Source organism: Amycolatopsis sp. NPDC102389 (genome assembly GCF_044765885.1).
GTDB lineage: Bacteria > Actinomycetota > Actinomycetes > Mycobacteriales > Pseudonocardiaceae > Amycolatopsis.
In genome coordinates, this window is record NZ_JBIWKX010000012.1 from 140,091 (window position 1) to 160,575 (window position 20,485).

12 protein-coding genes are annotated in these 20,485 nt (G+C 70.7%); 7 read left to right on the forward strand and 5 right to left on the reverse strand.

Going from position 1 to position 20,485, the window contains the following annotated elements:
• Positions 1 to 76: 76 nt before the first annotated feature.
• Positions 77 to 733 (reverse strand): TetR/AcrR family transcriptional regulator C-terminal domain-containing protein, encoded by a 657-nt coding sequence (locus ACIRGA_RS13975; protein ID WP_400940608.1) that lies wholly within the window; start codon positions 731 to 733, stop codon positions 77 to 79.
• 80 nt (positions 734 to 813) lie between these two features.
• On the opposite strand from ACIRGA_RS13975, the gene ACIRGA_RS13980 reads away from it, so the two are divergent.
• Positions 814 to 2,229, forward strand: a complete 1,416-nt coding sequence (locus tag ACIRGA_RS13980) for an FAD-dependent monooxygenase (protein ID WP_400940611.1) — start codon at positions 814 to 816, stop codon at positions 2,227 to 2,229.
• A gap of 220 nt (positions 2,230 to 2,449) precedes the next feature.
• Here the strand turns inward: ACIRGA_RS13980 and ACIRGA_RS13985 are convergent, their stop codons facing one another.
• Together ACIRGA_RS13985 and ACIRGA_RS13990 are read right to left on the reverse strand one after the other, a co-directional pair.
• Positions 2,450 to 3,415: an aldo/keto reductase gene (locus ACIRGA_RS13985; protein WP_400940614.1), complete on the reverse strand. Its 966-nt coding sequence runs from the start codon at positions 3,413 to 3,415 to the stop codon at positions 2,450 to 2,452.
• A gap of 2 nt (positions 3,416 to 3,417) precedes the next feature.
• Positions 3,418 to 4,218: an SDR family oxidoreductase gene (locus tag ACIRGA_RS13990; protein ID WP_350583475.1), complete on the reverse strand. Its 801-nt coding sequence runs from the start codon at positions 4,216 to 4,218 to the stop codon at positions 3,418 to 3,420.
• 303 nt (positions 4,219 to 4,521) lie between these two features.
• On the opposite strand from ACIRGA_RS13990, the gene ACIRGA_RS13995 reads away from it, so the two are divergent.
• The 5 genes from ACIRGA_RS13995 to ACIRGA_RS14015 are packed head-to-tail and all read left to right on the forward strand — an operon-like array spanning position 4,522 to position 17,078.
• The gene (locus tag ACIRGA_RS13995; protein ID WP_400940618.1) at positions 4,522 to 10,827 is read left to right on the forward strand and encodes an SDR family NAD(P)-dependent oxidoreductase; all 6,306 of its coding nucleotides are present in this window, start codon (positions 4,522 to 4,524) and stop codon (positions 10,825 to 10,827) included.
• Positions 10,821 to 14,843, forward strand: a complete 4,023-nt coding sequence (locus tag ACIRGA_RS14000; protein WP_400940621.1) for a beta-ketoacyl synthase N-terminal-like domain-containing protein — start codon at positions 10,821 to 10,823, stop codon at positions 14,841 to 14,843. Before ACIRGA_RS13995 ends, ACIRGA_RS14000 begins: the two co-directional genes overlap by 7 nt.
• A 15-nt stretch (positions 14,844 to 14,858) precedes the next feature.
• Positions 14,859 to 15,158 (forward strand): phosphopantetheine-binding protein, encoded by a 300-nt coding sequence (locus tag ACIRGA_RS14005; protein ID WP_360131005.1) that lies wholly within the window; start codon positions 14,859 to 14,861, stop codon positions 15,156 to 15,158.
• A 4-nt stretch (positions 15,159 to 15,162) separates the two neighbouring features.
• Positions 15,163 to 15,948, forward strand: a complete 786-nt coding sequence (locus ACIRGA_RS14010) for an alpha/beta fold hydrolase (protein WP_400940626.1) — start codon at positions 15,163 to 15,165, stop codon at positions 15,946 to 15,948.
• Entirely contained in the window at positions 15,945 to 17,078 is a 1,134-nt protein-coding gene (locus ACIRGA_RS14015; protein ID WP_400940689.1) for a glycosyltransferase, read from the forward strand. Before ACIRGA_RS14010 ends, ACIRGA_RS14015 begins: the two co-directional genes overlap by 4 nt.
• 114 nt (positions 17,079 to 17,192) lie before the next feature.
• Here the strand turns inward: ACIRGA_RS14015 and ACIRGA_RS14020 are convergent, their stop codons facing one another.
• Together ACIRGA_RS14020 and ACIRGA_RS14025 are read right to left on the reverse strand one after the other, a co-directional pair.
• The gene (locus ACIRGA_RS14020) at positions 17,193 to 18,047 is read right to left on the reverse strand and encodes an ABC transporter permease (RefSeq protein WP_400940629.1); all 855 of its coding nucleotides are present in this window, start codon (positions 18,045 to 18,047) and stop codon (positions 17,193 to 17,195) included.
• Positions 18,044 to 18,988, reverse strand: coding sequence for an ATP-binding cassette domain-containing protein (locus tag ACIRGA_RS14025; RefSeq protein ID WP_400940632.1), 945 nt, complete (start codon positions 18,986 to 18,988; stop codon positions 18,044 to 18,046). Before ACIRGA_RS14025 ends, ACIRGA_RS14020 begins: the two co-directional genes overlap by 4 nt.
• Before the next feature lie 692 nt (positions 18,989 to 19,680).
• On the opposite strand from ACIRGA_RS14025, the gene ACIRGA_RS14030 reads away from it, so the two are divergent.
• A complete protein-coding gene (locus tag ACIRGA_RS14030) occupies positions 19,681 to 20,484 on the forward strand; it encodes an MlaE family ABC transporter permease (RefSeq protein ID WP_400940635.1) in 804 nt (267 codons plus the stop codon).
• The last annotated feature ends 1 nt before the right edge of the window (position 20,485 follow it).

A 20,485-nucleotide genomic window follows, 5' to 3' on the forward strand; every position in this document is an offset into this window, starting at 1 on the left:
AGCCTCGTTGACGAGCTACTCTCGGCTCACCTGGCCAGCGGTCATACGACTTGGCCTTCGCAGACACTCGACAACCTCACGACCTTCCTGGTGCGGCCGCGACGAGGCCGCTGATCAGCAGGTCCAGCGCGCGGATGAAGTCCCGTTCGGGATCGGCTGCCTTCAGCGCGGGCAACGCGCGGCTGAAGTTCGGCAAGACCGCCGGATCGATCCTCCGCAGGTAATGGTCCATCTGCTCCTGCTCGGCTTCGCCGCGGCGCGTCGTGGTGAAGCCGGCGGTCGTCAGCAGCAGGGAGCCGAAGACGAGGCTGTTGAGGGCGCCCAGCGTCTGGCGGATCCCGTCGTCCTCGAAGCCGGCTTCGTAGAGCGTGCCGACGAGATCGTCGACCGGCCGCAGGGCGCGCAGCGAGTTCGGGTTGGCCTCGTCGGTGGCCAGCGCCATCGGCACGACCGGATGCCGGGCGAGGGCGCGATAAATGTTGAGTACGGTGACCCGTACCCGTTCCGGCCAGGGTGCGCCGGGGTCGGCGGGTTCTATCCCGCTGTAGACGCGTTCCGCGATGCCGTCGAGGATGTCGGTCTTGTTCCGGACGTGGTTGTACAGCGCCATCGCTTCGACGCCGAGCGTCTTGGCGAGTTTGCGCATCGACAGTCCCTTGAGGCCTTCCTCGCCGGCCAAGGCGAGCGCCGCGTCCAGGACCTTCTCCCGGTTCAACGGTTCTCTCCGCGTCATCCCACGCCTTTCGCTTGACAGGTTTACGGTGTATCTATCATATTTACAGCGTACATTTACACCGTAAATACGGGGTTGCCGTGAACGACGTGATCATCGTGGGCGGGGGACCGGTCGGCCTGCTGCTGGCGGGTGAGCTTCGGCTGGCCGGTGCCGATCCGCTTGTCCTGGAGGCGGCCGACGGGGCGGCCAGGCGGAACCGGAGCTTCGGATTGCGCGGCATCAACGGCCGCACGTCGCAGTCCTTGCGGCTGCGTGGCCTGACCGAGGCCTTCTCGAAGGCGCAGCAGGAGACGCTCGCGCCGGGGCTTTCGCCGTTCATGAAGGGAAGTCGCGCCAGGGGGCACTTCGCCGGCCTGCCGCTCGTCGAGGACGAGGTCTCGCCGGGGGCGGCCAGTGGGTTCCTGCTCAAACAGCATGTGCTGGAACGGGTCCTCGCGGAATGGGCGACCGGGCTCGGTGTCCGGATCCGGACGGATTGCGAAGTCGTCGACCTCGTCGAGGAGGGCTCGGAGGTCCGCGCCGTGCTCGCCGACGGCGGATCCGAGCGGGCCGCGTATCTGGTCGGCTGCGACGGGGGCCGCAGTGTCGTGCGGAAGCGGGCCGGGATCGCGTTCCCCGGTACGGACGCGACGATGACCGGCCGGGTCGCCGCGGTGGAACTCGCGAACCCCGGCGCGGTCAAGTCGACCATGCACGGCCCCGGCGGAATGGTGCACACGTCGCTGGTGCCGGGCGAGATCTCCACCATGGAGTTCGACGGCGGACCGGGTGACCGGGACGCGCCGCTGACGGCCGAGGAGATGCGGGCGAGTATCAGCCGCGTCGCGGGGGTCGAGGTCGAAGTCGTCCGGTTCGGCGGCGGAATCCGCTTCAGTGACAACACCCGTCAGGCGGCGACCTATCGGCGGGGGCGGGTCCTGCTGGCGGGCGACGCCGCCCACGTGCATTCGCCGATCGGTGGGCAGGGGCTGAACCTGGGGCTCCAGGACGCGATGAACCTCGGCTGGAAACTGGGCCTGGTCGTCCGGGGGTCGGCTCCGGAGTCCTTATTGGACACATACACCGCGGAGCGGCATCCGGTCGGGGAGCGCGTTCTGCGCAACACCAGGGCCCAGGTCGCGTTGATGCGCCCCGGCCCGCAGGTCGCCGCGCTCCGGGAGGTGCTGGAGGAGACCTTGGAGATCCCGGCGGCCAAGCGGCATTTCATCGCGATGGGGAACGGGACCGAGATCGACTACGCACCGGATGCCGCGCATCCGCTGGTCGGCCGGTTCGCTCCGTTGCCGCTGGTGTCCGAGGACGGCCGCGCGCTCCTGGTGGCCCGCGCCGACGAGAGCCGTGCCGCCGTGAGCGGGCGGGTGCGGCTCGTCGAGGCGGACTCCGATCAGACCTTCCTGATGCGGCCGGACGGCTATGTCGCCTGGGCCGCTCCGCACGATGAGACGGCCGGACTGACCGAAGCGCTGGCGCACGTTGCGGGGTTGTGTGCATAAAGTGAAACGACCGTCCAAAATGTAACGACGGTTCGAGGCCATCCTGCGGACTGCCTCGCCCTCATGATCCGATCGCGCCAATCGCCATCAGACGGACGACACGCGGCGCGACCCCGGTCTCGCGCGTGTCGTCCAGCCCATCACGCGAAACCGCCGTGAAGGCCTCCTTCACTACCTTCAGGGTAGGGAAGGAGGCCTTCACGGACCGGCGAAGCAGGCGTCAGGTGGTCGCGGGCGGTGACCAGGTCAGCCTCGGGTCCGTCTGCACGAAACTGCCCAGCAGGTGATCGATCCGGGTCAGCGCATCGAGGTCCAGCACGACGCCGGCCGCCTTCGCGTTCTCGGTCACCTGGGCGGCGGTGCTCGCGCCGGTCACCGCGGAAGCGACGGTGTTGTGCTGCAACGTCCACGCGAGCGCCAGCTGCGCCATGGTCAGCCCGGCCTCGTCGGCGACGCCGCGCAGCATGCCGACGCGTTCGAGGAGGTCCGGCAGGAGCAACGGCCGCGCCTCGCCGGCCTTCGCCGCTCGTGAGCCCGGTGGGATCTCGCCGGGCCGGTACTTGCCGGTCAGCACACCCTGTGCGAGGGGGACCGAGGCGAACTGGCCGATCCCGGACCGTTCGCACACCGGCATCACCTGGGCCTCGGCGACCCGCCAGAGCATCGAGTAGTGCGGCTGGTTCGCGATCAGCGGGACGCCGTGCCGTTCGGCGATCGGCCGCGCCTCCAGCAGCTGTTCCGCCGTCCATTCCGCGGTGCCCGCGTAGAGGATCTTCCCCTGCCGCACCAGATCCGACAGCGCGAGGAACGTCTCGTCCAGCGGTGTGCGGTAGTCGAACCGCAGCAACTGATAGACGTCGATGTAGTCGGTGCGCAGGCGCCGGAGCGAGCCGTGCAGCGACGTGGTCAGGTGTTTGCGGCTGAGGCCCGCGTCGTTGACGCCCGGGCCTTCCGGCCAGAAGACGCCGGTGCACAGGACGAGATCGTCGCGGCGCGCGTGGCTCAGTGCCGCGGCGAGGTTCTCTTCGGCGGCACCACCGTCCCAGGCGGCCGCGGTGTGGAAGGTCGTGATGCCCGCGTCGAGCGCGGCCTGCACGCATTCCGCGCCGTCGGCGTGGGTGAGCCAGTTGCCGTAGGAGATCTCGCTGACGGACAATCCGCTCGCGCCGAGCCTGCGGTACTCCATGGTCACCTCTTCCGCGCGCCGGTTTCGAGGATGGTGCGGTCGATCCATTCGTCGAGGCCTGCCGCCTTGCGGGCGTAGGTCTCCCGCACCGATTCGTGCGGCAGGATCAGGAACTCCTCCGACGCCAGCCCGTGCACGACGGACTCCGCGACGTCCTCCGGCTCCAGCAGTGGCGCGGCGGCGGCGATCGCGAGCGCGGCGGGGTGACCGGCGGCGATACCCGGTTCCAGCAGCGCGGTCCGCACGCCGAGCGGGCACAGCGCGCTGACTCGCACTCCCCGCGGGCGGTAAGTGATGGCCAGCCATTCGGCGAGCCCGACGGCCGCGTGTTTGGTCACCGAGTACGGCGCGTCGCCGGGGGTGCCCAGCAGGCCCGCGCCCGAGGCCGTGATCAGCAGGTATCCGTGGCCCCGGCTCAGCATCGCGGGGAGCGCGACCTGCGCGGCGTGCACATGCTGCATGACGTTGATCGCCCACGACCGCGTCCACTGTTCGTCCGCGGCGTGCACGCCCGTCCCGAACGCGGCACCGGCGTTGGAGCAGAAGAGGTCCACCGGCCCGAACGCCGCGCGGGCCTCGGTCACCAGCATCTTCAAGTCCTCTTTGGACGACGCGTCGGCGTGGCGCGCGATCGCGGTGCCGCCCGAGGCGGTGATCCCGGCGACGACCTCTTCGGCGGCCTCGAGGTCGAGATCGGAGACCACCACCCCGGCGGCGCCCTCGGCGGCGAACCGCCTGGCCATGGCGGCGCCGATACCGTGTGCCGCGCCGGTCAGCACGACGACTCGTCCTGTTACTTCCACATGCGCTCCATGGTTATCGATTCTGCTTTCGGTGACAATTCTTCCGTTTTGTTATGCCGGTGAGCAACGCGTTGTCAAAATATGCGATGCACGTGATAAAAGTGCAGGTCAGGGGCTTGTTCTGGGTGTGTCGACATATTTGTTTCCGGCGCCGGACTTTAGCATGCGTTCCCTTGTTTTCCGAGTTTTCGTACGAGAGTATTGCGCTCTCTGCGGCAAGTAGGTTATTTCTTGGGAATCCCGCTGAAAGATCGCCGAACCCGGCGAGGTTCGACCAGCCCCAGCCGAACAGGAGGTCCGCCGGTGAGTCATGCGACGGCGCGCACGCGGGTACTCGGCGTCAACCCGCTCGGACGTCCGGATCCGGGGCTGGCGGCCGCCGTCGCCAGGGGCGGCGGGCTCGGAGTCGTGGAGCTCGGGTCCATAGTGGACGGAGGCTGCCCGTTCGGCGTCCGGATCCCGGCGGGCCGCCACGTGCGGGACGAAGAAGTGCGGGAGAGTGGCGCGGGGCTCGTCCTGCTGGCCGAGGGGGCGGTTTGGCGGGGCAGGGCCGGCCTCCCCGTGCTGGCCGAGGTGACCGGTGTCGAGCAGGCCGTCCGGATGCTCGACACCGGCGCCTCCGGTCTGGTGGCGAAGGGAGCCGAGGCGGGCGGGTCCGACCTCACCACGTTCGTCCTGCTGCAGCGGTTGCTGGCGCGGTTCGGCGAGGACGTCCCGGTGTGGGCGTACGGCGGCATCGGGCCGCGTACGGCGGTGGCCGCGATCGCCGGCGGCGCGGCGGGCGTGGTACTCGACGGGCTCGGCCTGTTCCCGGAGGCCGACGTGTCCGCGGCGGCCCGGAACGAACTCGCCAGGGCCGACGACGGGCTCTCCGCGTTGTTCGCGAATCGCTTCGAGGACGCGGAAAGCGCTGTCCGCTCGATCGTGCGATCGCTCGCGGCGCCGTCGGCGATCCCCTCGGACCAAGGCGTACGGCTGTGCCGCACGTTGGGGACCCGTCTGCCGGTCGTGCAGGGGCCGATGACGCGGGTGAGCGACCAGCCCGGTTTCGCCGCCGCCGTCGCCGCGCACGACGGCTTCCCGTTCGTCGCGGTGGCCACCGCGAACGGCGCCAAGACCGCCGAACTGCTCGGCCACACCGCCGAAGCGCTCGGTGAACGGCCTTGGGGCGCGGGCATCCTCGGGTTCGTCCCGGAGGCCCTGCGCGCCGAGCAGCTCGCGGCGATCCGGGCGGCGCGCCCGCGCTGCGTGCTGATCGCGGGCGGGAAACCCGCGCAGGCCAAGGCGCTGGAGGCCGAGGGCATCGCGACCTTCCTCCATGTTCCGTCACCGATCCTGCTGCGTCAGTTCCTCGACGCCGGGATCCGCCGGTTCGTCTTCGAGGGCGCCGAATGCGGTGGGCACATCGGCCCGCGGTCGAGCTTCGTGCTGTGGGAGCAGCAGCTGGACGTCCTGCGTGAACACGGCGCCGAAGACGTCGAAGTCCTGTTCGCGGGCGGGATCCACGACGCCCGGTCCGCCGCGATGGTCTCGGCGATGGCGGCGCCCCTGAACGGTGGCGTCGGCGTCCTGATGGGCACCGCCTACCTGTTCACCGAAGAAGCCGTGACCCACGGCGCCATCACCGAGACCTTCCAGGACCGGGTGCTCGGCGCCGCGTCGACGGTCACGCTCGAGACCGCGCCCGGACATCTCACGCGCTGCCTGCCCAGCCCGTACACCGACGAGTTCGCCGCGCTGAAGGCCGGCCTCCGCGCGGACGGCGTCCCGCCGCAGGAGGCCTGGCAACGTCTGGAGGAACTGAACACCGGGCGGCTGCGGATCGCGAGCAAGGGCCTCCGTCGGGAAGGCGGCGCGCTCGTCGAGGTCGACACGCTCGGCCAGCTCGCCGAGGGAATGTACATGGCGGGACAGGTGACCGTCTTGCGCGAACACCGCACCGGAATCGCCGCCCTGCACCGGGAAGTCACCGAAGGAGCGGCGGAACTGCTCGCCGCCCGCATTCCCACCGAGGAGTCCGTTGTGGACGGTGACATCGCGATCGTCGGGATGGCCTGTGTATTCCCCGGGGCACCCGATCTCCCGGCCTTCTGGTCGAACGTACTGCACGGTGCGGATGCCGTCACCGAGGTGCCGGATCAGCGCTGGGACACCGAGGTCTACGCCGACCAGTCGACGTCGAAATGGGGAGGTTTCCTGCCCCCGGTGGACTTCGACCCGCTCGCGTACGGCATCCCGCCCAAGTCGATGGGCAGTATCGACCCGGCCCAGCTGGTGTCCCTGCAAACGGCGCGGCGTGCCCTCGAAGACGCCGGCTACGGCGACGGCGGCTTCGACCGCGAGCGCACCAGCGTCATCTTCGGCGCCGAGGCCGGGGGAGATCTGGCGAACGCCGGTGTCCTGCGCGCCTTGCTGCCCAGCTACCTCGAAGACGTGCCGGAAGAGCTTCTCGCGCAGTTGCCGGAACTGACCGAGGACTCGTTCCCTGGCACGCTCGCCAACGTCATCTCCGGCCGGATCGCCAACCGGCTCGACCTCGGCGGTGCCAACTACACCGTGGACGCCGCGTGCGGCTCCTCGCTGGCCGCGCTGGACCTCGCGGTGAAGGAACTGCGGGCCGGTACGAGCTCGATGGTCCTGTGCGGCGCCGTCGACCTGCACAACGGCGTCAACGACTACCTCATGTTCACCTCCGCGGGTGCCCTGTCGCCGACCGGCCGGTGCCGTCCGTTCGACGCGTCGGCGGACGGGATCGCGCTCGGCGAGGGCGTCGCGTGCCTCGTGCTCAAGCGGCGTTCCGACGCCGAACGCGACGGCGACCGCGTCTACGCCGTGGTCAAGGGCGTCGGCGCCGCCAGTGACGGCAAGGCGCTCGGCCTCACCGCGCCGCGTCCCGAAGGACAGCGACGAGCCCTCGCCCGCGCGTACAGCGACGCCGGGGTGTCTCCGGCGGACGTCTCGCTGGTGGAAGCGCACGGCACCGGCACGGTCGTCGGCGACGCCACCGAACTGACCACGCTCACCGAGTTCTTCCTCGCCGCGGGCGCCGAACCGGGCCAGTGCGCGCTGGGTTCGGTGAAGAGCCAGATCGGGCACACGAAATGCGCCGCGGGGCTGGCGGGCCTGATGAAGGCGGCGCTGGCGCTGTGGCACGAGGTCGTGCCGCCCACGCTGCACCTGAGCAGGCCGAACCCCGCCTGGGACGCCGAGAGCAGCCCCTTCACCTTCTCCACCGGCGCCCGGCCGACGCCGGTTCCGCGCGGACGCGAGTTCGCCGGAGTGAGCGCGTTCGGGTTCGGTGGGACCAATTTCCACGCGGTGCTCGCCGCCCCGACCGTCCCGCCAGGACGGCGGCACGGCCCGCGCGACTGGGACGCCGAGCTGGTCCTCCTCCGTGGGTCCGATGTGGACACCGCGCGCGCGGCGCTGCGGGAGCTGCTGGCGGCCAACGACGGACGTCCACTGCGGGAGATCGCCGCTCTCGCCGCCGAACGGGGCGGATCCAGCCCCGTGCGGCTCGCTGTCGTCGCGAGTGACCTCGCTGAACTGCGCGAGGCCGCCGAGAACGGCGGAGGGCTCGTCGCGAAAGACACTGAAGCCGGCGCGCTCGCGTTCCTGTTCCCCGGCCAGGGCAGCCAGCGGACGGGGATGCTGGCGGAGTTGTTCGTGCACTTCCCTGAACTGGCCGACGTTTTGAGGCTCGCGCCCGATGTCGCCGCGGCCACGTTCCCGCCGCGCGCCTTCACCGAGGACGCCCGCGCCGCGCAGGAGGAGGCGCTCAAGGACACCCGGGTCGCCCAGCCCGCGCTCGGGCTCGTCGAGTCGGCCGTCTGCCGGTTGCTCGCCGACCTCGGCGTCCGGCCGGATCTGCTGGCTGGGCACAGCTACGGCGAACTGACCGCGCTGTCGGTGGCGGGCGCGTTCGACACCCCGACCTTGGTGGCGCTCAGCCGGGCCAGGGCTCGCTCGATCGCTGAAGTCGCGGGCGCCGACCCGGGCGCGATGGCCGCGGTGAAGGCCTCCCGTGACGAACTCGCCGCCGCCCTCGACCACCCGGATGTCGTACTGGCCAACCACAACGCGCCCGGCCAGACCGTCCTTTCCGGACCGACGGTCGCCATCGAGGAGGCGGTGCGCGAACTTCGGGCACAGGGGATCGGGGCCAAACGGATCCCGGTCGCGTGCGCCTTCCACAGTCCGTTGGTGGCCGGGGCGAGCGGTGTGTTCGCCGTCGACCTCGACAACGCCGAGATCGGCGAGCCCGGTCCGCCGGTGTGGTCGAACCGCACCGCCCGCCCGTACGAAGCCGGAGCGGTCCGCGCCGAGCTCGCGGCGCAGATCGGCTCGCCGGTGCGCTTCGTCGAACTGATCGAGGACATGTACGCGGCGGGCGCGCGCACGTTCGTCGAGGCGGGGCCGGGACAGGTGCTTTCCCGGCTGGCCAAGGAAATCCTCGGCGACCGCCCGCACACCGTGATCGCGTGCGACCCCGGCGGGCCGGGGCTGCGAGGCTTCCTCACCGCGCTCGCGCGCCTGGCGCTCACCGGTGTCGAGGTGCGGACCGAGCGGCTCTTCCACGGCCGTGTCCGCGTCGGCCCGCTTCCCAAACCTGCCTGGACCGTAGACGGCCAGACCGTCCGCGCGCCTGGTGGCGAGGTCCCCGCCCATGGGCTCGTGCCCGCCCGACGAATCCCGAGGACGACCATGAACCAGCCCGCGCCCGGACGTGACCAGGCCGTCGTCGAATTCCTTCGCACCAGCCGCGAAATGCTGGCGGCGCAGCGGGATGTGATGCTGGGGTACCTCGGTACCGCGCCGCTCGCCCCCGCTCCGGTGTCGGCGCCGGTCGTGCCGGCGTTGCTCCCGCCGGTCGAAGCTCCGGTCGTCGTGCCCGAGCCGGAACCGGTCGCGGAGGTCTCGGAAGCCGCTGTCACGGATGTCCTGGCCACCGTGATCGGCGCGATCAGCGAACGCACCGGCTATCCGGCCGAGATGATCGACGCCGATCTCGATCTGGAAGCGGATCTCTCCATCGACTCGATCAAACGCACCGAGATCGCGGGCTCGCTGCTCGCGAAGCTCGGCCTCTCGGGCCGAGTACACGACGACGCCCAGGATCAGCTCAGCCGCGACCGGACGGCGAGCGCGCTGGCCGCGCGGCTGCGGAAGTGGCTCGAACCGGCCGCTCCGGTCACCGTGGCGAAGGCCCCCACCGTGGCCCCGGCCGGCACCGAGCCCGTCCGGTACCTGCTCGACCGCGTTTCCGCGCCCCTCGGCACTCCCGATCTCGCCAAGGTGACCGGTAAGACGGTTTCGGTGAGCTTCGAGCCCGGTCAGGAGGAACTGGCCGACTCGGTTCGTGCGGTGTTCGCCGACGCGGGCGCCCTTCCGGCCGACGAGGCCGACATCACCGTCGTGCTGAACCCGTTGTCGGAGGCCGAAGAACCCGTCGCGGCGCAAGTTTTCGGCCTGCTCAAGGGCGCGAAGGGCGCGGTGGTCGTGGTGGCGAGGGCGGGCGCCGGGCACACCGCCGGACTGCGCGGTCTCGTCCGCGCCGCGGCACGGGAACGGAGCGAACCGACCAGGCTGGTCGAACTGGAGTCCACAGTGGACCTGGCGCGGATAGTGCTGGAAGAGGCGGTCGCCGACGGACCGGTGGCCGTCCGCTACGACACCGCGGGACGTGCGGCGTTCGAGCCTTCGGCGGGCTCGCTCGGTTCGATCGCGTACGCGGGCGCCGGGCCCGGCGGTGGCGAGGTCAAGGCGCTCGGGCTCGGCCCGGATTCGGTGCTGTTGCTGATCGGCGGCGCCCGCGGGATCACCGCGCGGGCGGCGGTCGCGCTGGCGGCGAGCGGATGCCGGATCGAACTGGCAGGCCGCACCCCGTGGCCCGCCGAACCGGGCGACGAGGACCTTCCCGGTGACGCGCCGGGCATGCGCTCGGCGCTGGCCGCGCGTGGCGGTTCGCTGGCGGATATCGAACGCCGGGTGCGCACCGTGCTGGCCCAGCGTGAGATCGCGCGGACGCTCGACCAGATCGGCGCGGCGGGCGGTACCGCGGCCTACCGGTCCCTCGATGTGCGCGACGCGGCCGCCGTCCGGCAGGTGGTCAAGGACCTGCACACCCGGCACGGCCGCATCGACGGCGTCGTCCACGCGGCGGGCGTGATCGACGACAAGCTGATGGCCGACAAGGACGAGCAGTCGTTCCGCACGGTCTACGGGACCAAAGTGGACGGTGCTCGGGCATTGCTCGACGCCCTGGAGCACTTCGGTGTGCGGCCCGGGTTCGTGACCTTCTTCGGCAGCATCGCCGCGGTGCTGGGAAACCGGGGTCAGACCGACTACGCGGCGGCGAACGACGCGCTGGAAACCCTCGGCGAACAATGGGCGGACCGCACCGGCTGCCGGGCGCTGACCGTCCACTGGGGACCCTGGGCGCCTTCGGACGATCACGCGGGCATGGTGTCGCCCGAGCTCGCGCGGGAATACGAGCGCCGCGAGGTGGCACTGATCGACCCGGACGAAGGCGCCGCCGCGCTCCTGCGTGAGCTGGCCTACGGCCCGGCCGACGTCCGCTCCGTGCTGTACACGGCGTCGCTGTGGTGAACCAGGAGCCGGTCGCGATCGTCGGGATGGGCGTCTTCCTCCCCGGCTCGTCCACTGTGGACGAATACTGGCAGAACATCGTCTCCGGTACGGACGCGATCACCGAGATCCCGCCGCACCGTTGGGACCCGAGCTTCCACGACGGTGACGGCCGCACCCCGGACCGCACCTACGGACGGCGCGGCGGGTTCGTAGCCGACAGCCTGGACTTCGACGCGACGGCCCTCGGCATCGCGCCCAGCACGGTCGCCGGGATGGAGCCAGACCAGCTGGTCGCGCTGGCCGTGGCCGCCGCCGCGGTCGACGACGCCGGCGGCCTGCGACGGCTGGGCGATCTCGAACGCGTGGGCGTGATCCTCGGCAGGGGAGGCTATCTCTCGCCCGGGCTTCAGCGGTTCGACCAGCGGGTCCGGTCGGTCCGCCAGATCACCGGCGCCGTCCGCGATCTCCTGCCGTCGGCGCGTCCGGAGATGCTCGACAGGCTCCGGGACGCCTTGCTGGAACCGCTCGGCGAATTCCGGCCCGACACCGCGATCGGGCTGGTGCCGAACCTCGCCGCGTCGCGGGTCGCCAACCGCCTGGACTTCGGCGGCCCCGCGTACACGGTGGACGCCGCCTGCGCGTCCTCGCTGCTCGCGGTGGACCAGGCGATCGGCGAGCTCGTCCGCCGCCGATGCGACATCGTGCTGGCCGGCGGCGTGCACCACTGCCACGACGACACGCTCTGGTCGATGTTCACCCAGCTCGGCGCCCTGTCGCCGAGCCAGCGGATCAACCCGTTCTCGCGGGACGCGGACGGCCTCCTGATCGGTGAGGGCACCGCGATGGTCGTGCTGAAACGGTTCTACGACGCGCGCCGCGACGGCGACCGGGTTTACGCGGTGCTGCGCGGTTCCGGAACGTCGAGTGACGGGAAGGGCGCGAGCCTGCTCAGCCCGGCTGTCGCCGGTCAGACGCTGGCGCTGCGGCGAGCGTGGGCGTCGGCGGGCCTCGATCCCACCGCGCCCGGCGCGCTCGGTCTGCTGGAGGCGCACGGGACCGCGACACCGGCCGGGGACGCCGCCGAACTGGCCACCCTCGCCGACGTGTTCGGCCCGCCGGACGGGCCGCGCGCGGCGATCGGCGCGGTGAAGGCGATGATCGGGCACACCATGCCGACCGCCGGGGCGGCCGGTCTGATCAAGGCGGCGCTCGCCCTGCACCACGCCGTCCTGCCGCCGACCCTGAACTGCGCCGATCCGAGCCCGCTGCTGGACAAGACCCGGTTCCGTGTCTTGGCCGACGCCGAACGGTGGCTGTCGGGTGACGTCCCGCGCCGGGCAGCGGTCAACGCCTTCGGTTTCGGCGGTGTCAACGCGCATGTGGTGCTGGAGGAGGCCGACCCCGCGCCGGCGCGGCCGCGCCGGGCCAAGGTGAGCGGGGAGCCCGAGCGTGTCCTGCTGCTCGCGGCGGCCACACTCGACGGACTACGCGCCCAGCTCGATCGACCGGATCCGGAGTCGGGCGGGCACGGCCCGTGCCGGATCGGGATCGTCGGGCCGACCGGGAAGCGGCTCGAAGTCGCGCGGAGGGTGCTGGCGAAGGTCGCGGCCGAGGGTGGTTCCTGGCACGGTCCCAACGACATCTGGTGCACGACCGCTCCCCTGCTGGAGCAGGCCGGGGCGAAGACCGCGTTCGCCTACCCGGGCCTGGAAGCGGACGCGGAACCGCGCTGTGCCGACGTCGCCCGGCATTTCGGTTTGGAACGGCCGGAGTGGTCGACGACGAGTGTGCTTTCCCGCGCGTCGAGCGTGTCCCAGGTCGGGTTGCTGCTCGACACCGCGTTACGACGGCTCGCCATCAACCCCGACCTCGTCGCCGGGCACAGCGTCGGCGAATGGACCGCGATGCAGGCGGCGGGGATGTACTCCGGACAGTCCACAGAGGACATGTTGAACCGGTACTGGCCACAGGGATTCACGCTGCCGGATGCCGAATTCCTTGTACTCGGCTGTTCCGCGGAGCGGGCGCAGGAACTGCTCGCCGCCGAACCGGAGCTGATGGTCTCCCACGAGAACGCACCCCGGCAGACGATCGTCTGCGGTGACCCGGCCGCCGCTGCCCGGCTCGCCAAGCTGTGCACCCAGCACGGTGTCGTCGCGAGGACCCTGCCGTTCCGGTCCGGGTTCCACACCCCGCTGATGCGGTCGCGGCTCGGCCCGTTCACCCGGCTCGTGGCCGAACTGGACCTGAAGCCGCCGCGGATCCCGGTCTGGTCGGCGACCACGGCGCGGCCGTATCCCGCGGATCCGGTGGAAGTCCGCGAGCTGTACCTGGCCCATCTGGTGCGCAAGGTCCGGTTCCGGGAGCTCATCGACGCGCTCTACGCCGACGGCGCCCGGGTCTTCGTGCAGGCGGGTGCAGGCCAGCTCGGATCGTTCGTGTCGGACACGCTGGGCTCGCGGCCGCACCTGGTCATCCCGGCGTCGTCCGGCACGAGGCCCGGTCTCGCCCAGCTGCGCCGGGTGGCCACCGCGGTCTGGGTGGAGGGCGGGCGGCCCGCGTTCGACGCGCTGGAGCCGCGCCGGACCCGGATAGACACGGCGGGATCGCTGCTTTCGGTCGAGGGCGACGTCAAAGGGATGTTCGATGGCGCGGTTCCCGAACTGGCCGACGGGATCCCGGACGCGATCGTCGCGGAGTTCACCGCGCTGCTCGCGGAGACCCGGCAGGCCGCGGCGAGTGTCGCCAACGCCGCGGCACGGCGGACCTTCGAGTCCATTGTGGACGTATCGCTCGCGACGATGCCTTACCTGGTCGACCATCGGTTCTTCCGCCAGCGCGAGGACTGGCCGGAGGAAGCGGACTTCCGTCCCACCGTTCCCGCGACGACACTGGTGGACCTGGCCTGCCGGGAAGCGGAACGGGCCTGGCCGGGCACGGTCGCGACGGGCGTGAGCAACGCGGCGTTCTCCCGGTGGCTGATCGCCGCCCCGGCGGTGCGCGTGCCGCTTTCGATGACCCGCGAGGGCGACCGGATCAGTGTCCAAATCGGACCGCACGCCAGCATGGACGTCCATCTGGCGCAGCGGTATCCGACGGCACCGCGGCCGTCTCCGCCGCCGGGGCCGGAAACGGCGCCGCCGCTGACCGCCGCCGAGATCTACACCCGCCGCGAGATGTTCCACGGCCCCGCGTACCAAGGGCTCGACAAGCTCATCGGGCTCGGCGAGCGGCATATCCGCGGCGACCTCGTCGTCCCGTCCGCGCCCGGCGCGCTGCTGGACAACGTCGGCCAGCTGCTGGGCTGCTGGCTGATGGCCACCAAGGCGGACGCGCTGCTGGCGTTCCCGACGTCGATGGGCCGGGTCGCCTGGTTCGCGCCGGAACCGGCGCCGGGCACCAAGCTGCGCTGCGTGGTCCGGGTCCGGCTGCCGCGGCCGGACGTGCTGGAGATGGACGCGGAACTGGTGCTGGACGGCGCCGTGCTGGCCCGGATCGAACAGTGGCGGGACATCCGGTTCCCGTGCGACCGGCCCGCCCACCGGGTCTACGCCTTCCCGGACCGGCACCGGCTTTCCGAGGACCACCACGGCGGCTGGACGGTGGTCACCGACCGGTGGCCGAGCCCCGCCGCGCGGGACATCTACGCCGGCGTCTACCTCGGCGCGGAGGAACGCGCCGAGTTCGCCGCCTGCTCGCCACGACGGCAGCGCGGCTGGCTGCTGGAGCGGATCGCGATCAAGGACGCGGTCCGCGCGAAACTCGGCCTGGACGGCGTTTACCCGGCGGAACTCCGCGTGAGCGCCGATGGGACCAGGGTGACCGGGCTGCACGGCCGGGTCTTGCCACCGCTGGCGGTGGCCGTCGCGTCGGCGGGCGAGGTCGCGGTCGCCCTGGTCCGGGAGGAAACCGCGACGCCACCCCGGATCGCGGTCCGGGGTGAAGGCGAGCTGGCGGGATTGGCCGAGGAGATCGGTATCGGGGCGGAATTCGCCGGAATCCCCGGGCACGTGGTGGCCTGGAACCGCGGGTAGGAACAGGAGCAGAGCATGACCATCGAACAGCAGAGTCCGGCGTCGGTCTTCGGCACCGTCGCCGAGTTGCTGAAGGAACTGGTCGGGGACACCGACGTCCTCGGCATCGAGATCACCCCGCAGACCACCTTCCACGAGGACCTCCAGCTGGAGAGCATTGATCTGGTGACCTTCGCGAGCATCCTCGCCGAGTTCTTCGGCGCGGACGTCAACCTCGCGGAGTTCCTGGCGGAGAAGGATCTCGACGACGTGATCGGGCTGCGGGTCGGCGACATCGCCGACTACGTGGCCGCCCGCCTCGGCGAACGGGGCTGAGGCGGTGCCGACCATGACCGTCAACGGGCTGCGCACCAACGTGCAGCTCGTGCCCGGCGGCGGCACGGAGACCGTGGTGTTCCTGCACGGTATGGGCACCGACAGCCTCGCGAGCTTCTACCTCACGCTCGCCCCGCCGGTCGCCGCCGCCGGTGTCGACGTGATCAGCTACGACCTGCGCGGGCACGGCAAGACCGAACGCCCCGAGCGCGGGTACACGATCGCGGATTTCGTCGCCGATCTCGACGACCTGCTCGACCAGCTCGACCTCGACCGGCCTGTGCACCTGGTCGGCAACAGTTTCGGCGGCACCCTCGCCTACAGCTACGCCGTGGCGAAACCGGAACGGGTGCGCAGCATCGTGTGCATCGAGTCGGAACCCGCCACCGAACTGTGGGCGGGCAAGATGTCGCAGATCCTCGAGCACACCGTGCGCTTCTTGAAGGTCGAAGAGAGCTTCGACTGGATCGAGGCCAATTACAGCGCCCATCACCGGCGGCTGGCGAGAATGGCGGCCGAGCGGATCATGTCCACGTCGATGGCCGAGGAGGTCCCGCTCGGTCCCTTGCTGACCCTGGACCAGGTGGCGGCGATCGGCTGCCCCGTACTGTCCATTTTGGGCAGTCACGGCTATCAGGCCGACGATCTCACCGCGCTGACCTCCTTGCTGCCCCGCGGCGAGCTGCACGTGTTCGAGGGCCAAGGGCATTCGGTGCTCGTCGAGCAGCACCGCGAGGTCCGGGAGCTGCTGTTGAAGTGGATCGACCGGCACGGGAGGCCGCGCGGATGAGCCGGTACCTGCTGGTCGTCCCGCCGCTCACCGGGCACGTGGCGCCGTTGCGCGCGGTGGCCGCCGAGCTGATGGGCCGCGGCCACGACGTCGCCTGGTGCGGCCCGGAACCCACGACGTCCGAACTGACGCGCGCCGGCCGGGTGTACGCGGCCGGGGACGCGCTGGAGTTCGCCGTCGAGCGCCGTCCCGAGGGCCTGCGCGGATTCGCGGCGCTGAAATACCTGTGGGAGCAGTACCTGGTCCCGCTCGCGGACGCGATGGTCCCCGGGGTCGAGAAGGCGGTGGCGGCGTTCCGGCCCGACGTCGTGCTCGCCGACCAGCAGGCCTTCGCGGGCGCCCTCGTGGCGAGCGGGCGCTCCCTGCCGTGGGTGACGTCGGCGTCGACGTCCACCGAACTCGGCGATCCGCTGGGCGCCATGCCGAAGATCGCCGCCTGGGTCGACGGATTGCAGGAAGGACTCCGTGCCCGGCACAAGGTGTCGTGCGGGGACCTGCGGTTCTCGCCGGAGCTCATCCTGGCCTTCACCACGGTCTCCCTGACGGGCCCGATCGCCGACGTCGGCGCGGTCAGGTTCGTCGGGCCCGCGCTGCCTCCCGCACCGCCGGTGGGCTTTTCGTGGGATCGGCTCGACGGCCGTCCGCTCGTCCTCGCCACTCTCGGCACCGCCAACGCCGCCCTCGGCCGCCGCTTCCTGTCCGAATGCGTCGACGCCCTCGCCGGGATGCCGGACGTCCAAGGCCTCGTCGTCGACCCGACCGGCGAACTGCTCAGCGACGAAGTGCTGATCGTCAAGCGGATCCCGCAGGCGGAAGTGGTACGGAAAGCGGCGGCGGTGATCTGCCACGGCGGGCACAACACCGTCAGCGAGACCCTCGCGTCCGGGCTGCCGCTGGTGATCGCGCCGATCCGGGACGACCAGTCGATGCTGGCGCAGCAGGTCGAGGCGGCCGGTGCCGGGCTGCGGCTGCGTTTCGACCGCGCGAAGACGCCCGACATCCGCCGCACGGTCACCGAAGTGCTGACCGAGCCCGCCTACGCCGCGGCGGCCGCGCGGGTGCGGGCCTCGTTCGCGGCGGCCGGGGGAGTCGTGGCCGCCGCGGATCACCTGGAGTCCCTGCCGCACTGACGGAAACCCGTAACTCACGTGATTGAAGCCGACACTCACGTGATTGAAGCCGTAACTCGCGAGTTACGGCTCTGATCACGAGAGTTACGGCTCTGGACACGCGAGTTACGGGTTTCAGGTCATCGGGGTGGTGTCCCGCGGCGACCGGAAGGTCCGTGCCGCGATCCACCCGCCGGCCGCCGCGGCGACGGCGGCGATCGCCAGCGACACCGGGATCGACCAGCCCGACGGGCGTCCCAGCGCGAGCGCCCTGGTCGCGTCGATCGCGTAGGTCAGCGGGTTGAGCGCCGAGGCCGTCCGCAGCCAGGACGGCATCGTCTCGAGCGGCATGTACGCGCTGGAGGAGAACATCAGCGGGAACATGACCACGAACGACGCGATCTGCAGGGTTTCGGCCTTGCGCAGCCAGGTCGTGATGGCGACGAAGATCCAGCTCAGGCACCAGCCGACCACGAGCGTGAGCAAAAGCGCCGCGGTGACACCGAAAACGCCACCGGTCGGCCGGAAACCGAGCAGCACCACGCTGGCGAGCGCGGTCACCAGCAGTTGCACGCCGAGCCGGGCGGAATCCGAGATGGTGCGCGCCACCAGAACGGCGGAAAGGCTGATGGGCATGCACCGGAGGCGTCCGGTGAAGCCGCTGTAGATCTCCGCGAGCAGGCCGGCGCCCGAACTCATCGCCGTGGTCATCGCGATGTTCACCAGCGTCGCCGGGACGAGGAAGTTCACGTACCCCTGATACGCCGCGACTCCAGGCAGCGTGCTGACCCCGTTGAAGACCTGGCTGAACAGCAGGAGCAGCACGATCGGTTGCAGCAGCCCGAAGAACACCAGCCGCCGGTCGCCGAACGCCGTCTTCAGCGATCGGACCGCCAGCACCCGGACCTGGGTGGCGAAAGTGCTCGGCGGCCACGTCGCCGGATTGGTCAGCACCGGCTGGGACGGCGCGCGGTGCCGTGCCTCGGTCATGGTGCGGCCGCCGGATTCCGGTGCAGCGAAAGGTAGACGTCATCGAGTGTCGGCTCGGCGACGGTGAGGTCCTTCATGGGCGCGCCCGCCGCGTCGAGCGCGCGGACCAGCACCGTGATGTCGGCGGGCCCGGACAGCGCGACACCGATCACCAGCCCGGAGGCCGACGTCGTGCAGCCCATGCCGAGCCGGTGCAGCGCGGCCAGCGCGCGGCGGGCGGCCAGGTCGGTGCCGAAGGTGAGCGTCGCGGTGCGTTCCCCGAGCCGCGCCTTCAGCTCCGACGGCCGCCCGGAAACCGTGACGTGCCCCAAACCCAGCACGATGACGTGATCCGCCAGTCTGTCCGCCTCCTCGAGGTACTGCGTGGTGAGCACGACGGTGGTGCCGCGCGCGGCGAGCCGTTCGACGCCGTCCCAGAGCCCCGCCCGGCTGAGCGGATCGAGCCCGGTCGTCGGTTCGTCGAGGAAGAGGACGTCGGGAGAGCCGACCAGGCCGGCGGCCAAATCGAGCCGCCGTCGCATCCCGCCGGAATACGTCCGCGCGGGCCGGTCCGCCGCGTCGTCGAGGCCGAACATGGCGAGCAGTTCGGCCGCGCGGGCCCTGGCCTGACGCCGGTTCGCGCCCAGCAGCCGGGCGACGAGTTCGAGATTGCCGCGACCCGACAGCGCGTCGTCGACCGCCGCGAACTGGCCGGTGACCCCGATCCGCCGCCGGACGTGATGCCCCGCGCGCACGACGTCGAACCCGCACACCTTCGCGCTGCCGCCGCTCGGCTTGACGCGGGTGCTGAGGATGTCGATCAGTGTCGTCTTGCCCGCGCCGTTGTGGCCGAGCACCGCGAGCACGGTGCCGCGGCCGACCCGGAGACTGACGCCGGCGAGGGCCGTCACTTCACCGTAGTGCTTGGCGAGGCCGGTCACCTCGATGGCAGCCTGCTCCATTCGCCGAACGTAGCGGTGTTTTCGGTGCGGCCGCAATGAAAGTAAGAGGACTCAGGGTGCGGGTGACAATTTCGTGCCTCGGCAGGCTGACGTGCGTGACAAAAGGGATCACGTGCGGTCTCGTGAGTGGCAAAGACGGTTATTGAACGGTAAGACAAACGTGGCGTGGTCGGCGCGGTGATCATCGAGTCCGTGAAGGCCTCCTTGAGGGACTCTGGATCCCTCAAGGAGGCCTTCACGGCACAGCAGACCGGGCTAGCCCACCGTAGAACTCCCTTGGCTCTACGTCGAAACGCCACTCACGACCCGCGTTTGCCAGGGCCGAAGGCTCCTTTCATCGCATCAGACGCGGCGAAGGGAGCCTTCATCCCGCCATCGACCCGCCCGAGAACACGCCACGTTTGGCGTTCGGCTCAAGAGAACCGTCATCACCACTCACGAGAACCAAGGCAAAACAGTTACCCCCATAACAACCTTGACCCCTCCCAGTCACGCCATTCTCGAATTACTTGTCTCCCTGATCTTCCGCCAGTAGCGTGCAGCACGAGTTGGCCGTTCGGCCGGAAAAGTAGAAGTGAGGAAGCCCGAATGTCAGTGCTGACCGGGCGCGTTCCGCGCGCCTTCCTGCTCCCGGCGGCGCCGGGACCGGAGGCGCTTTCCTTGGCTTACGTCCACGGATGCGGAGCCGGGCGATGACCGATCCTGTCGCCCTGCTCGCCCGCGCGCCGGAGAAGGCCGCCGCGGGATTGCGCGAATTCGGCCGGATGTGCGCCATGGGGATCGACGTCGTCCTCGCGATGTTCCGCCGCCCGGTGCAGGTCCGCGAGTTCATCCAGCAGTTCTGGTTCATCGCGAGTGTGTCGATCACGCCCGCGATCCTCGTGTCGATCCCGTTCGGCGCGGTGATCTCGCTGCAACTAGGTTCGCTCACGAGCCAGATCGGCGCGCAGCAGTTCAACGGCGCCGCGAGCGTCCTCGCCGTGGTGCAGCAGGCCAGCCCGATCGTGACCACACTGATCATCGCGGGTGCGGGCGGGTCGGCGATCTGCGCGGATCTGGGCGCCCGCTCCATCCGCGAGGAGATCGACGCGATGGAGGTGCTCGGCGTCTCGCCGATCCACCGCCTGATCGTGCCCCGTGTGCAGGCGGCCATCGGTGTTTCGGTGCTGCTGAACGGTTTGGTCAGCGTCGTCGGCGTTCTCGGCGGCTACTTCTTCAACGTCATCGTGCAGGGCGGCACGCCGGGCGCGTACCTCGCGAGTTTCAACGCGCTGGCCCAGCTGCCCGACCTCGTGGTCAGCTCGATCAAGGCGTTCATCTTCGGTTTCCTCGCCGGGGTCGTCGCGGCCTACCGGGGCCTGAACCCCCGGGGCGGCCCCAAGGGTGTCGGCGACGTCGTCAACCAGTCGGTGGTGATCACGTTCCTGCTCCTGTTCTTCGTCAACACGATCCTGACCGCGCTGTACCTGCAGCTCGTCCCGGCGAAGGGAACCTGAT

Excerpts from the sequence above, each read along its gene's own strand:
- ACIRGA_RS14020 (WP_400940629.1), bottom strand. The coding sequence starts at position 18,047 with ATGACCGAGGCACGGCACCGCGCGCCGTCCCAGCCGGTGCTGACCAAT.
- ACIRGA_RS14030 (WP_400940635.1), top strand. The coding sequence starts at position 19,681 with ATGACCGATCCTGTCGCCCTGCTCGCCCGCGCGCCGGAGAAGGCCGCC.
- ACIRGA_RS13985 (WP_400940614.1), bottom strand. The coding sequence starts at position 3,415 with ATGGAGTACCGCAGGCTCGGCGCGAGCGGATTGTCCGTCAGCGAGATC.
- ACIRGA_RS14025 (WP_400940632.1), bottom strand. The coding sequence starts at position 18,988 with ATGGAGCAGGCTGCCATCGAGGTGACCGGCCTCGCCAAGCACTACGGT.
- ACIRGA_RS13975 (WP_400940608.1), bottom strand. The coding sequence starts at position 733 with ATGACGCGGAGAGAACCGTTGAACCGGGAGAAGGTCCTGGACGCGGCG.
- ACIRGA_RS14015 (WP_400940689.1), top strand. The coding sequence starts at position 15,945 with ATGAGCCGGTACCTGCTGGTCGTCCCGCCGCTCACCGGGCACGTGGCG.
- ACIRGA_RS14005 (WP_360131005.1), top strand. The coding sequence starts at position 14,859 with ATGACCATCGAACAGCAGAGTCCGGCGTCGGTCTTCGGCACCGTCGCC.